Annotated in this window: 13 protein-coding genes; 5 read left to right on the forward strand and 8 right to left on the reverse strand. The window is 60.6% G+C overall.

Translation table 11 applies throughout. From position 1 onward, the window contains the following. Positions 1-625 precede the first annotated feature (625 nt). The 5 genes from E1809_RS19920 (at position 626) to E1809_RS19940 (ending at position 5,365) form a co-directional block, all read left to right on the forward strand. On the forward strand, positions 626-1,852 hold the full coding sequence (locus E1809_RS19920; protein ID WP_165962407.1) for a cytochrome P450: 1,227 nt from the start codon (positions 626-628) through the stop codon (positions 1,850-1,852). Beyond that, positions 1,845-2,846 carry a class I SAM-dependent methyltransferase gene (locus E1809_RS19925; protein ID WP_133205980.1) on the forward strand — a complete coding sequence of 334 codons (1,002 nt, stop codon included), beginning with the start codon at positions 1,845-1,847 and terminating at the stop codon, positions 2,844-2,846. Before E1809_RS19920 ends, E1809_RS19925 begins: the two co-directional genes overlap by 8 nt. Next, positions 2,843-3,400: a hypothetical protein gene (locus tag E1809_RS19930; RefSeq protein WP_133205981.1), complete on the forward strand. Its 558-nt coding sequence runs from the start codon at positions 2,843-2,845 to the stop codon at positions 3,398-3,400. The genes E1809_RS19925 and E1809_RS19930 overlap by 4 nt, the downstream gene beginning before the upstream one ends. A 28-nt stretch (positions 3,401-3,428) precedes the next feature. Further along, positions 3,429-4,523, forward strand: coding sequence for a hypothetical protein (locus tag E1809_RS19935; RefSeq protein WP_133205982.1), 1,095 nt, complete (start codon positions 3,429-3,431; stop codon positions 4,521-4,523). Between the two features lie 65 nt (positions 4,524-4,588). Continuing rightward, positions 4,589-5,365, forward strand: coding sequence for a hypothetical protein (locus E1809_RS19940; protein WP_133205983.1), 777 nt, complete (start codon positions 4,589-4,591; stop codon positions 5,363-5,365). A 323-nt stretch (positions 5,366-5,688) separates the two neighbouring features. Here the strand turns inward: E1809_RS19940 and E1809_RS19945 are convergent, their stop codons facing one another. The 8 genes from E1809_RS19945 to E1809_RS19975 all read right to left on the reverse strand — a co-directional run bounded on the left by E1809_RS19945 (position 5,689) and on the right by E1809_RS19975 (position 12,180). After that, positions 5,689-6,342 (reverse strand): acetoacetate decarboxylase family protein, encoded by a 654-nt coding sequence (locus E1809_RS19945; protein ID WP_165962408.1) that lies wholly within the window; start codon positions 6,340-6,342, stop codon positions 5,689-5,691. Beyond that, positions 6,339-7,022 (reverse strand): NAD(P)-dependent oxidoreductase, encoded by a 684-nt coding sequence (locus tag E1809_RS26835; protein WP_205754268.1) that lies wholly within the window; start codon positions 7,020-7,022, stop codon positions 6,339-6,341. Before E1809_RS26835 ends, E1809_RS19945 begins: the two co-directional genes overlap by 4 nt. A 245-nt stretch (positions 7,023-7,267) precedes the next feature. Further along, positions 7,268-7,480, reverse strand: a complete 213-nt coding sequence (locus E1809_RS19950; RefSeq protein WP_133205985.1) for a hypothetical protein — start codon at positions 7,478-7,480, stop codon at positions 7,268-7,270. A gap of 266 nt (positions 7,481-7,746) precedes the next feature. Continuing rightward, positions 7,747-8,892 carry a glycosyltransferase gene (locus E1809_RS19955; protein ID WP_133205986.1) on the reverse strand — a complete coding sequence of 382 codons (1,146 nt, stop codon included), beginning with the start codon at positions 8,890-8,892 and terminating at the stop codon, positions 7,747-7,749. An 82-nt stretch (positions 8,893-8,974) separates the two neighbouring features. Beyond that, entirely contained in the window at positions 8,975-9,805 is an 831-nt protein-coding gene (locus E1809_RS19960; protein ID WP_205754269.1) for a glycosyltransferase family 8 protein, read from the reverse strand. Between the two features lie 144 nt (positions 9,806-9,949). Beyond that, on the reverse strand, positions 9,950-10,273 hold the full coding sequence (locus E1809_RS19965) for an ABC-2 family transporter protein (protein WP_133205988.1): 324 nt from the start codon (positions 10,271-10,273) through the stop codon (positions 9,950-9,952). Continuing rightward, positions 10,266-11,291 (reverse strand): ABC transporter ATP-binding protein, encoded by a 1,026-nt coding sequence (locus E1809_RS19970; RefSeq protein ID WP_205754270.1) that lies wholly within the window; start codon positions 11,289-11,291, stop codon positions 10,266-10,268. The genes E1809_RS19965 and E1809_RS19970 overlap by 8 nt, the downstream gene beginning before the upstream one ends. A gap of 88 nt (positions 11,292-11,379) precedes the next feature. Next, positions 11,380-12,180 (reverse strand): class I SAM-dependent methyltransferase, encoded by an 801-nt coding sequence (locus tag E1809_RS19975; protein WP_165962410.1) that lies wholly within the window; start codon positions 12,178-12,180, stop codon positions 11,380-11,382. Positions 12,181-12,401 lie beyond the last annotated feature (221 nt).

Genomic DNA, 12,401 nt, shown 5'->3' on the forward strand with positions numbered 1-12,401 from the left:
CGGACGTTGCCTGGTGAAATGCGCGGGCAGCTTTGATGATTTCCAGCCATGTGGTCAGGACCCGGTAGTTCGGTTCGCTCCCTGAGAGCACGACCGTGGCTGACCAGCCGTTATGTGTCCATGCCCCGTCGAGAGCTGGAACCGCTTTGGCAAGTCGAAATCCCTCGTCCCCTATCGTGCCGAGAACAGTTCCGTACCATTCCTGGAACTCCGGTGCCACGTCGGGCTTGAAAACGAGTCCCCCGGAAACCCATGATGTTCCTTGCCCGCCGGGAAGCCGCCGAGGTTCATCATGTACCCCGAAGGCCTGCAAGACTCCAAGAGACGGCGGCTTGGTCTCAAAAGTCTTACCCGCTCCCGCGGCAAGCACACGGGTTCCATCTTCGGAGTTCAGTGGGTGCAAGAGCCTTCCCTTTGATCGGGCAGGCAGACCTCAAGATGGGCCGCCTCGAGTTTCTACTCATGTAACCATGCCTTCGAAAAGAGCCGATCGTCAAGCGATTAGAGTAAGCGCGTCACGGAGATAGCGCGGTCTGGCGCACCGTCCGCGGTGCTGGTACCGTCCTTATCACTATCTACACGAGGCGATTCAATGAAGGAATCGCGCGCTGTCCATTGGGGGGCCATGAATCTCGAAACGTCCGCTGTACGCGACGAAGCCGCGCCGGGCACGCAACACGTGAACATGCGCGAGTACCCGTTCGGGGATCACCATACCGGCAAACTTGAACCTGAATACGCGAAGATGCTGCACGCCAACGCTCTCCTTCCGGTTCAGATGCCCGTCGGTGGGTGGGCGTGGCTGGTGTGTCGGTACGAGCACGTGAGATTCGTCCTTGCGAGCCCGAAATTCTCGAGGTCGGAAGCCACCCGGGAGAACAGTCCGCGGCTCTCCCCCGAGGTACTTCCTTCAGCGTCCGTGATGGCAATGGACCCGCCCGATCACACGTTGGTCCGTCGAGCAATCGCTCCCGCCTTCACCGCACGCCGAATGGAGTCCCTTCGTGCCGGCATCCGCGCCGAAGCCGAAAAGCGAATATCCGAGGCCCTATCCGAGGGGCAGGACGCAGGATTGTCACTGCTCGCAGCCTGCGAACAGCTTCCCGTGCAGACGATCGGTGACCTTTTCGGCCTCGATCCGGAGGACCACGAGGAATTTGCCCGGCTCGCAGATCCTCTGACCTCCCGCAACGTGGCCGCATACTTCATCAGCAACGCCCGTACTGCGCTTGAGGCGTTCCTACTATCGCGCATCTCATCGGCACGCTCCGATGGCCTACTTGCCCACCTTGGCGATCTCATCGACGCTGAAGAGCTTTCAAGTGCTGCGGCCGTCAACCTGGTCGTCGCTGTCCTCGTCGGCGGCCGCGGGAGCCCTGCCGTCTTTCTCGCCAGTGCCACGGCGCTACTCTGCGAGCAACCAGAGCGATGGTCTGCCTTCGACGATAAGGCCAGTGCGCGGGCAGCCGTGGAAGAGCTTCTTCGCTTCATTCCGATCGGCGTAGGTGGCGGCTTTGTACGTATCGCAACGGAAGACGTCATGGTCGGGGAAACCTTGGTACAGGCCGGGGACGCGGTCCTTCCCGCGATGTTCGCTGCCAACCACGACGCTGCCGTGTTTCCCGACCCGGAGCGTCTGGACCTCGCCCGCACTGGCCCGAGCCACCTCGCCTTCGGACACGGTATCCATCACTGCGTGGGTGCACCGCTGGCGAGGATCATGGCCGAGGAATTCTTTGGTGCCCTCCGGTCCCGATTCGGCGAACTCCGGCTCGCGGCGCCGCTCACATGGGAGCAAGGACGGGTCGTTCGCCGGCTTGCAGACCTCCGAGTGGAGGCAACTCGTGGCTGAGGTCAAATCCGAGAGCGTCAGTGTCGACCCGGCGAGCTGTATTGGTTCGGGTGTGTGCGCCGGGCTTTCGCCGATATTTGTCACGACGTCGGGGGCAACTGAAGTTCGCCCCCATGCGTTCATCGACAGCTCCACGCTCGACGACGCGATCGGCCTCTGCCCGGTCGAAGCCATCGCGAAAAGGCGAGACGCCGAGCTGACACAGGATTGGGGGGCGCCTGGAACTGAATATTCGAGCCTTGATCCTCTGCGGACTCGAATGGAGATCCATCGCCGTTTCAGCCAGCAGCCCGACGACATTGACGCACGCGTCATCCGCGCACTGGTTCTCGGAGAATCCGGAACGCTGGTCGATGTCGGCTGCGGCACCGGGAGCTTCCTGGCTAGGATCCAATCGGTCCACCCGGCCTTGGATCTGACCGGGGTCGATACGTCCGCGGCCGCTGTCGACACAGTCTCAGCCCTCGGGGGAATCACCGGCCTGATCGCCGACGCCCGGGATCTGCCCATCGAATCCGCTTCGGTCGACCGTGTAACCGCCCGGCACATGCTCTACCACGTCAGCCACCCGGAGCGGGCAGTCGCAGAGATGGCCCGCATCCTTGGGCGATCCGGACGCTGCATAGTCACAGTAAATCACGCCGCCACAGCCCCCTGGATCGGTGAGGCAATGTCAACCGCCGCATCCGAAGCCGGTGTTGACCTCGCGCACACCTTTGCGCCGGTCCACTCAGACAATGTCGATGAACTAATCGCCACGGCGTTCCCAGTCGTTCGATCCGTACGGGTCGACAACGCCTTTGTCTTTCCCGAGCCAGCTCCTGTCATCGCTTTTGGTGAGGCGGCGGCATCCGTCTACGGGGTACCCGCTGCTGGCGAACAACGAGACGCGATCCTGGGTGCCTTTCGTGCCAGGGTCAACGACTGGTTTGCCCACCACGACCGGTTGATCGACCCGAAGGGCTACTCCGTGGTCGTCGGGAGTTTTGCATGAGGCCGGACATCCAGCTGCACAGCATGCCCCTTGCGACGCTTGGCCCTGCGGGAACTGACGCCTTCGCCGTCGCAGAACAACTGACGTTGAACGTGATTGCCTGTGACACGTTCCCGGAGGCTATGAAGGTCGCGGAGGAGTCCCGAATCCCCGCCCTCATTTGCGCCGGCTACCGGGAAATGGACCGGTCAGGCTTTGTCACCGATGACTGGAGCCACCTGCACTTCCGGTACAGAAACAGCATGCGCGTAACCCACGTATGGACGCAACCGACGAAACCAATGTGCCTCGCAGTCCGGGATGGGATCACCTACCCGGAGCAAGTCTCGTCTGTCGCGTTGCACCCTGCAACGTCGGCCATCGCAAACGACGTCTTGCCCTCTGCAGACCAGATTGCGTTCAGGTCCAAGCCGGCAGCCGTCCAAGCGGCAAACACCGGACAAGCAGACGCCTGTATCGGGTCCGTCGACGTGATTACCGAAGCCGGCAACCTGCACATCGTGGAGTACTTCTCAACGGAGATGATTTGGTGCCTGTACGAACATCTGCGGTGAGGACGCAATGACAACCAAGGAGCCGTGCATGAGCCCTGCCGCCAAGGCCATCACGCGCGACTACCGGATCGCGCTGACTGCGGCAGCCCGGGATCTTGCCCCTGCCGGATCATTCACCCTCCTTCTTTCAGACTCCTTGGCGCGCCATGAGCCCGCGATCACGCAGGGCACTGACGGCCAGTGGCGCCTGGTCTCGGACATCGACCTGGTCCTGATACGCGATGGCGGGGCCGACGACGCACTGGATACGCTGCCTGACATCATGCGGTCCCTGAGGCCGACGATCGTGACAACCATGTTCACTGTTGAAGCAGCACACTCCGGCCATCTGCGTTCGCTGTTCGGCGCCGACACAGTCCTGGCTGCCCGGTCACCTGTCCTCACCGGTACCGGAACGCCACGAGTAGCCAGCGCACCAATACGACGCCGCGAACTCTATGAGAACTTCATCCATCAGTTGGCGAACCACGCCTTCAAAGACGGCACCCTGGAAGAAAGCAGCTGGCTCGGTCCGCACGCAACCGAAAGGTACCGCCACCTGAAACTCGCACTTGAAGCTTTCCGCCTCACCTATCCGACACCCGATCGCTGCCGCCCCGTCTCCTATCACCGGGCGGCGCATTACTCACAAGCCGTGGACCGCAGCGCGACACGCCGCCTTCTCGAGCGACAGTTCTTCACCGACCAGAGCGGGAGCGGGATCGACGTCGAACACTGCGCGATAAAGGCCTTGGATCTCTTCTTTCGCAGAAGCCGCACCCCGTATCGCACGCCGGGCGAGGCCGCGGCCCGGGGCCTGACGCAGCTCGTCCGCAATATCCGGGGCCCCTTTGACCTCTATCAATTCAGCCTGCCCCTGGTGTACCTCAGGGCATCCCTCCCCGAGCACACCCGGCAAACGGCGGCCAAGGCCCTGCACTCCGCCTGGATGCAATACGCCGATGAGACTGGACGCTCCGTACCGGACCAGCTTCTCCGCCAGACTCGTCAGACACTCGACGAACAAGGCTGGAACTCCCCCTCCGTTCGGGATCTCTACCGAGCGATGCGGTCTACGCATTCAGACTTGCTCGGAGCACACAACTTCGGGCGCCTTCAAGGAACGTCGTATCAAAACATTTAACAGATCGAGCACGCCGGCCCAGTGAGATCGGTCCACCCTGCCACCACATGAGGAAACCCCTACACATGAACAAAAGAAACGCGATAATTTTGGCTTCCCCTGGCGGAGTGAGCTACGAAGGCGGCGGCGCCCACGTCGTCGTCAACCACATCATTGAAGGCTATCCCGAGCTTGCCGCCCAGTATGATGTCTTCGCGGATTCGGAACTCCACATCATCGGCGCTTCACTTGACTCCAGCAGCCGCGACTACAGGCCCGACCTCCTCCGCAGAGCCGAATCAACGGCCAGCACCTTCAACGGCGGCGTGCACCTGGTAGGTCTCGACAAGCCATTCGAAGGATTTCGCGATGTCTACGCCGACTCACGCGACATCGAACGCAGAAAACTCATCTGTAAACAATACGCCGGGCAGATCATCAGCATCTCCGAAAAATATGACCGCACCGTTGTCCTCGCCCATGAGGACCACCTCGCATGGCTGCCAAACATGCTCGGGGTCAGCCAACAGGACTGCGCCAAAATTGCGATCTTCTGGTTCCCCCATGTTCTCTCGACCATGTATCCCACCGTCTATGAAGAGAGGCTGGCGGCAGAACGGGAATCGCTTGAATCATTTCGAGACCAGGACCGGGGTGTGGCAGTCGGAAAGTCTGTCCGCACCGAATTGTTGGAAAACTACGGGGTGACTGAGTCCCAGCTCGTTGACTGCTTCAACGAGGTCTATCCAGGAGCGGAGCGCTACCAGAACAACGACCAGGTGCCGGCAGGAATTCTCGAGCGCGAATTCGCAGCTGTTTTGCGGGAGAATGACGCCGGACAAACAGCCCCACCTCGTACTTGACGCCTATTTGGCCGACACCGGCTTCTCTTTGCCGGACCTGCTGTTCATCTGCCCGATCGGGGACCCCAACTCGGAATACACGAAGAACGTCAGGAGCAAGCTCGATGCTGTTGAGGACATGGCGACCCACAGGCTGCCCGGATGGTCTTCACCTGCACGGAAGAAAACGCGAGACTGGCTGCATCCCGCATCCTTGCAACGTGCACAGGGACATGAACCTGTCATGAAGATCAGCGGCGCACGGATGCCGGAAACGGCCGAAAGAAGGGCAGCGTGGCTCCGTGCGAGGCGAGCAAACGGGCAACCATCCCCTGCACACTTACTCACAGTTCGACGCTAATGACTCCATTTAACTGGAAGGTATCTTCTGTCTCGAACACATCCCCCAACTGCCCTGTGTGGCCTAGGATGGTGCAGGAAGATTCCACATCAACGACTCGGCCGCAGGCTGTGAGCTGGTATTCGCTGACATCGAGGATACCTAGCCGATTTCGGGAAAGGTCGCCGTCTATCATGAAGTGGGCGTCGACCAGGAAGGGCAACTGCAGGAGTTCGCCCCGGTCGTGAGGTTCGCAGGCTTGACGGGTACCGCCGCTGAAGCAAATGTCCATATCGGTGGATGAGAAGCTGAAATCGCCGCTCATCTGTGTTGAGAAGCGCTTGTTGAAGCCCAGGAGATACCCGCGGACGAGGGAGTACTCATGGTCGACCCACGTCACCACCGGATAGATGTAGTCCCGCCCACCTACCCGGACCGGAACCTTGACGATGACCTCGTGATACTCGATTTCCGTTCCTGGCCGCACGGTTGATGTCGCGCTCGACACGGTGAGGACGGCCCGGTCCGAAATCAACTGGCTCGCGATCTCATACCGGGTCTCGGGGGCTGCCAGAAGGCCGAAATCGATGGGCGTGTCGAATTTGATCTCAGCGGTTCGGTTGTGAGTTTCGAATTGGTTCGGAAACGAGATGGTCACGCTTCCTGTCCCGGATTGATGGCGGTCACCGATGAAAAATCGCTTTCCGGTCCGTAAATGCTGATCGCTTGCAAGTATTTGTCCCGGAGTTGATCGATCTCGGTGCCCGGCCCAAGCACGCGAAGAACGTAGTCGAGATCCTTCACGGTATGGCGCAGTGCAAAGTCGGCGTTCTCGAATTGTCCCGAGCGGATCCGGTCAAGCTTGCTCGCAACGACCAGCGACATCCATCCGTCGGTCGAGAGGATCTCCTGAGCCTGCTCAAAGTCCTCCGCAAGGACTGAAAACCTCGGCAGGTGAATTCCGACCGTATCAAGCAGGGTGTCACCCCAGGCGTTATAGAGGAGCTTGAAGGTCGCTGGTCTACCGGCCGCCGAGAACCGGTAGACACGCGAACAGAAGGCAGCGAGTACCACTTCGGCTCTCGCGTCATGCTCGGTGAAGTACCCGAAAGCAGACATTGTCCCGCCTGTTGCGCCGACTCGACTGCCTGTCACGGGCGACTCCGTTGCAATGGAGCCGCTGTGCGCCACCATTGCCGACCATTCGGTAGCCCATGCGACACTCAAGGTCGAGATCTCGATGGCAGTGCGCAATCCGGATTCAAGATGTGCCCGGATCAGCGGGGCCGCCCACCAGACGCGACTTGATCCGTCACTGTCAAAGCAGCCAATGATCACATCCGGCTGGGACGCTACCGCTTCAGGCAGTGACTTCGTGAACCGAACCCCCTGGACGACCCCACCGGACATGTGCCGCGAGTAGACGACGAGCTCCTCGTCGCACAATTCCGCAAGGTGCGGGACAATGCCACTGGTGATGACGCCCCACCCGCCCACCAAGATACAAATCTGTATTCTTCACTGGACTCTGTCAAGTGGAATTGGAACGCATGTCTTTCACATACCGCGGGCTTTTCACTGGCCTACGAGCGGAAAGGAATGCGGCTAAGGACGACGTCGACGCTCTCGTGCCCGTGGGACCGAAGCAGCTTCCGCACACAGTCCTCCGCCTCTGCTGAATACCGGGTCGGCCCGACAACGACCCCGAGGACCGGAAGGCTCTCCATTAGCTCGGGCTTGTCGGCCAGTATCTGGAACCAATCCTCAGGGTCCCCGAGCTTGACGTACGGGATCACGCCAGTGGCCTGGGCGGCGCTTCAGGTGGATATGCTCAGCGTGCATGTTCGCGATGCGTGCAAGGCCCCGGCTCTGCGGGCTCGACGTCCGCCTCATCAGGGTCGAATACACAGAACCCACCCGCACACGGACACATCCGCGACGTACTCAGGCTCGCCGGGCCAACCTTGCCCGGTACCGCCAGCTGAGTTCAAAAATCACCAGCGGTCGACAGTGAGACGCCGACACGCTTGACCGGCACTGTACTGCATCGAAGCCGCCCACGTCACCTGCCTGATATTGGCTGCTGCCCGGTCTGCTGACGGCAAACGGCGAGATGGTATGGCAAGCCTGCGAACCGGGGGACACATTCGTGGTCCAGATGCGCGAATGGGTCGTACTCCAGTTTCGGGGGCCAGAACTCGTGCAGGAAGCCTGGGTTGATGTCGGCCACGCGCTCGAGACGTTCAAGGGCAGAGTGCCACCGTCCCCGAATCTGGTCTAGAACTCCAAGATTGATCTCGACGTGCCGGTAACGGGGGTCGCAATGCATAGACCTCAAGAATGAGGCCTCAGCCGCATCGTGCGATCCTTGGCTAAGCTGGACAAGGCCCAGCATGCTCCACGCCCGGGCGTTCTGCGGGTCGAGCTCGGTGGCGGACTCCAAGTGCCATAGGGCCTCGTCGGCCCGGTCCATACCGCGAAGGATCTGACCGCGTGTGAGATGAGCCCCAGCGTCGTCCGGGTCAAGGACCACCGCTCGCTCCGTGAGCTGGTCCGCGGCATCGAGCAATCCGAGCTTCTTGATAACCATCGCCAGTTTGCAGAGCAAGTCGGCGTTCTCGCCCTCACTGGAGATCCGGGACCTCAATAGTGATTCGTACCACTTCGCTTTCATTTCACGAACGTTCCGTGGTCGCAAGTGGCCGAAGTGATTGATCGTTACATCGACCGGCTGGCTACGGCCACCGGCCCGAGTCACGGCCGGTATGACCGACTCGCCGATGGGGTTCTCGTACCGGATGTGGGGCATAGAGCGAAATGCGCGTACGGGTTGGTCTATCGAAAATCCACCGCTGACGAAGAAGTGCACTCGAATGAACGTCAGTGCGTGGACGTCGATGGGTTGTGTGCTGATCACATCCCTTAGTCTGTTGGCGCTCTCCGGAGTGAACTGTTCGTCCGCATCGATATACACGACCCAGTCGCTTGTCACGAGATCCAGCGCGACGTTGCGAGCACGGGCGAAATCCCCGCCCAATGTTGCGACTCCGACCTTGTCGGTGTAGCTTTTTGCGATCTCGATGGTGCGGTCGCTGGAGCCCGTGTCAACGACGACGAGCTCATCGACGGCATCTAGGGCCGATTCGAGGCACCGCCCTAGGTACTGCTCCTCGTTTTTGGTCATGACACACAACGTCACGCTGGTCATCCGCAACTCCCTGAATGTTGGACGGCTATAAGTGAACGTTCGGAGGGCCGTGGCCCTGGGTAGCGAGCGGCTCCGGTGCAACCTAGGGGTTCCCCTGAATTTTGTTGAGGGCACATCTGTATGCTTTCCACCCCCAAGGCATTTTGTTCAATCTGGGGTCGAGCCAAGGCTTTTCTGGTCCGGAGTAGTGTCTAATCTGCACTGCTTGCATCAGTCGCTCGCCCTCATCCAGCGGTAGGTCATCTCTGGTCCAATACCACATCGCATTCCAGGATTGGGGCAGTTCCAAGAACTGTCCGCCAACGGCCGCATTTAGCCCTTCCTGATCGGCCCATGCGGCTAGGCCAGCGCTGGATGCGCAATAACTCCAGGCGCTTTCAAAAGTTCCCTGTGCACGAATCAGATCGAGGTTCAACAGCATGACGCCAGCATTGAAGTATTTTGCGGCGGGGTCAAGGTGGTAGTCAGGCCAGTTCTGTATTCCTCCTCGAGACCCCACAAACGGTATCCCGCAGTCGTGGATCGCGGCCAAAGGCAGGTCCCCGAGATCAAGCTCCCATAGTTCTCCGAGATCGCTCAATGTTAATGTGTCGGTGTCGATGTATATGACTCGGCGCCATGAATCGGGCAAAATCTCTGGGAGCAGTAGTCTGGCGTATGTCGCGGCAGATATCCAGGTTCGGGCGGGATCAGCGAGGGAGAGCCATGATTGGACAGCTGGCTTTACAAATTTGACACGATCCCCATGCGGCGCCCAAGCATCCGATAACATCTTCCGTGATTCTCGGTGAATGCCGCAGTCTATTACGATTATCTCGACCTTTGTTGGATCGCTGGCTACGTCCAGAATCGACCCGACTGCGACGGCAAGCGGCAGGGAATATACCTCGTCTGCACAGAGTGCGATTCGCATCGGATGCTGAATGGTAGCTTGTTCGATCGATTTTGATTGTCCAGTCCAACTAATCATGTTCCCCTCTCTCGCTTCTATTGGCAGCTTGCGGTGTTGCCTTTGACTCAGTCTCGTTCCTAACGGGGCCCAGGGAGCTAACACTTATCATCCGCTGGACCCTTGGTATCGGTTGATGCATAACTGGAAGGTGGCCCGGGCGATGCCATATCCGATCAGCCCGGCCAATGGGGAACCCCAAGCTAGCCAGGCTGGCACGCCCGATGTCGCGGCATGTCCGGTGATGGCGGCGGCGGGGAGGTAGGCGATGAATGCGACCGGGATGATGGTCAGTACGGATTGAACAGGATTGGGCAGGATGGTGAGAGGATAGTTGCCGACGGTGTCCATCAGCTCTTGGAACCGGAATGCCCAGGTGGCGGCTCCGATCGTGACTGCCCGGCGCGCGGTCCTGAACCCAGCCTCAGACATGGTCGTTCTCGGGCTCGGCGTAATGCAGGAACGCCGTTCGGACAACGTCTTCGAGATCGTCCTCTTCTACCGCAATGTTGTCCACCTCGAGCGTTTGGATCACTGATGTCAGCGCTTCCTGTAATGACGGCGGCGGCGTCATGCGCATGTCCGGCACCCGTGCGACGAGCGGTCCTCGGCGCTCTGCAACGCCGAGCCCTGGAACGTCCACCGGGGCGTCCGGGCGCGCGAGTTCCACCTCGATGCGGAAGGCGGCGCCGAAGCGCTGTCTCAGCTCAGTGATTTCGCCGTCGGACACCACCCGTCCGGAGTCGATCACGATCACCCGTCGGCCGAGGCGCTTCACCTCGTTCATGTCGTGCGTGGTGAGTAGCACGCTGCAGCCGCGCTCGTCGACTTCCTGCCGCAGGAATCGGCGGACCTGCTCCTTGGCCACCACGTCCATGCCGGTGGTCGGCTCGTCGAGGAAGATCACTGGCGGCTCATGGAGCAGAGCGCCGGCGAGGTCCGCGCGGACCCGCTGCCCGAGAGAGAGGTTCCGCATCTTGTTGTCCCAGAACTCCGACAGAGCCAGCATTCCATCCAACTGTTCGAGCCGTCGGTGCATCGCCCGGTCCGAGATCCCGTAGATGTTCTGCAGGATCGTGAACGACTGGCGAGCAGGCAGGTCCCACCACAACTGACTCCGCTGGCCGAAAACCACTCCGATCGCCTTCGCGGTCGCGACGCGGTCCCGCCGAGGGTCCGACCCGTCCACGAGGACTCGGCCCGACGTCGGCTGTACCACGCCGGTGAGCATCTTGATCAAGGTCGACTTCCCTGCGCTGTTCGGCCCAAGCAGGACCACCAACTCCGCCGGAGCAACGCCGAATGTCACGTCCTCGACCGCCACGTGGGTGCGCTTGACGGGACGAAAGAGCGACTGTATCGCTCCGGACAATCCGGGCTGTGACATCGTGGTTGTGAAGGTCTTGCGCACGTGCTCGGCAACAATGGCGGTCGCGCTCGTCGAGGACACTGCCCACTGCCTTTCGTCTCGAAGGTTGATCCGGGACATAAGTACCTGCCCCTGAAGCGCAGGACTCGTTCGGGTAGGAAAAGGTCGGTTAGTCCCGGGGACGCCGGGCGGTCAATACCTCCGACTGCAGCGTCTGCACAAACGTCCCGGTGTCGCTGAAACCACGAAGAACTGCGAATAGCTCGTCCTCAAATCGTGGCTTGTTCTCGCCGAGCAGCGCTGGCGAGCTGTGGGAGTAGGAGAACTGGCAGCCGACGAGTTCGTCGAGAGTCTGCGTCAGAGGCCATGTGAACGACGTCACCGTGACCTCGGAGAAGGCCGACCGCTGCAGCACTGTCTCGTGGCGGTCCTTGGGGTGCTCATAAACACCTGATCCAGCGCGACGCACTGGCCCCAACCATCGCGCGCGGACGTCGTCAATAGCCGTCTGCCAAGGTGGGTCAGCCGTTGCCGAGGCACCGCTCACCACGACCACCGCACCGCCGGACTTGATCATGTCATCGAGGACCCGAAGGGTCTCGTCGCGGTCAGTCCAGTGGAACGCTGCCGCGAAAAACGCTGCTTCGAACTGGTCACGCCCAAGCGAGCGGAGTGTCGATGAGTCGCCCTCGACGATCCGGATGTTGTGTACGCCCTCCCGCTCAGCCGCCAATCGAACCTGATCGTTCATATCTCGCGCGGGCTCCACCGCCACGATCTCCCCGACGTACGGTGCCATACCCAATGTGAAGTGCCCCGTGCCAGAACCGACTTCGAGAACTCGCGATGTTGTGGACAACTGGAGGTCCCTAACGATTGCCAGGAACATCTCGGACGGGTACCCCGGTCGGAACTTTGCGTAGTACTCGGCGGTTCCCGTGAAGAGTTCGGCTGGATCAGCATGACTCATGGAACCGCCTTCGACGTCTGGAAGTTTCGCTCGACCGGTCTCGGTCGATGGCCGCCGCAGCCATAGGTTTGTCGCTATGGGTTCCGGCGATTGCCCGCTGCCCCTGTTCACCATTAACCTTGCCTCCCCCTGCCGGTCGTTTAGGTGCCTGTGCCGTCACACTCTAGTCGAGTAGATGCTCCAGCTTCAAGAGTATAGACAGCATCAGCTACACGAGTATA

Origin of the sequence: Arthrobacter terricola (assembly GCF_004354015.1) — a bacterium.
GTDB lineage: Bacteria > Actinomycetota > Actinomycetes > Actinomycetales > Micrococcaceae > Arthrobacter > Arthrobacter terricola.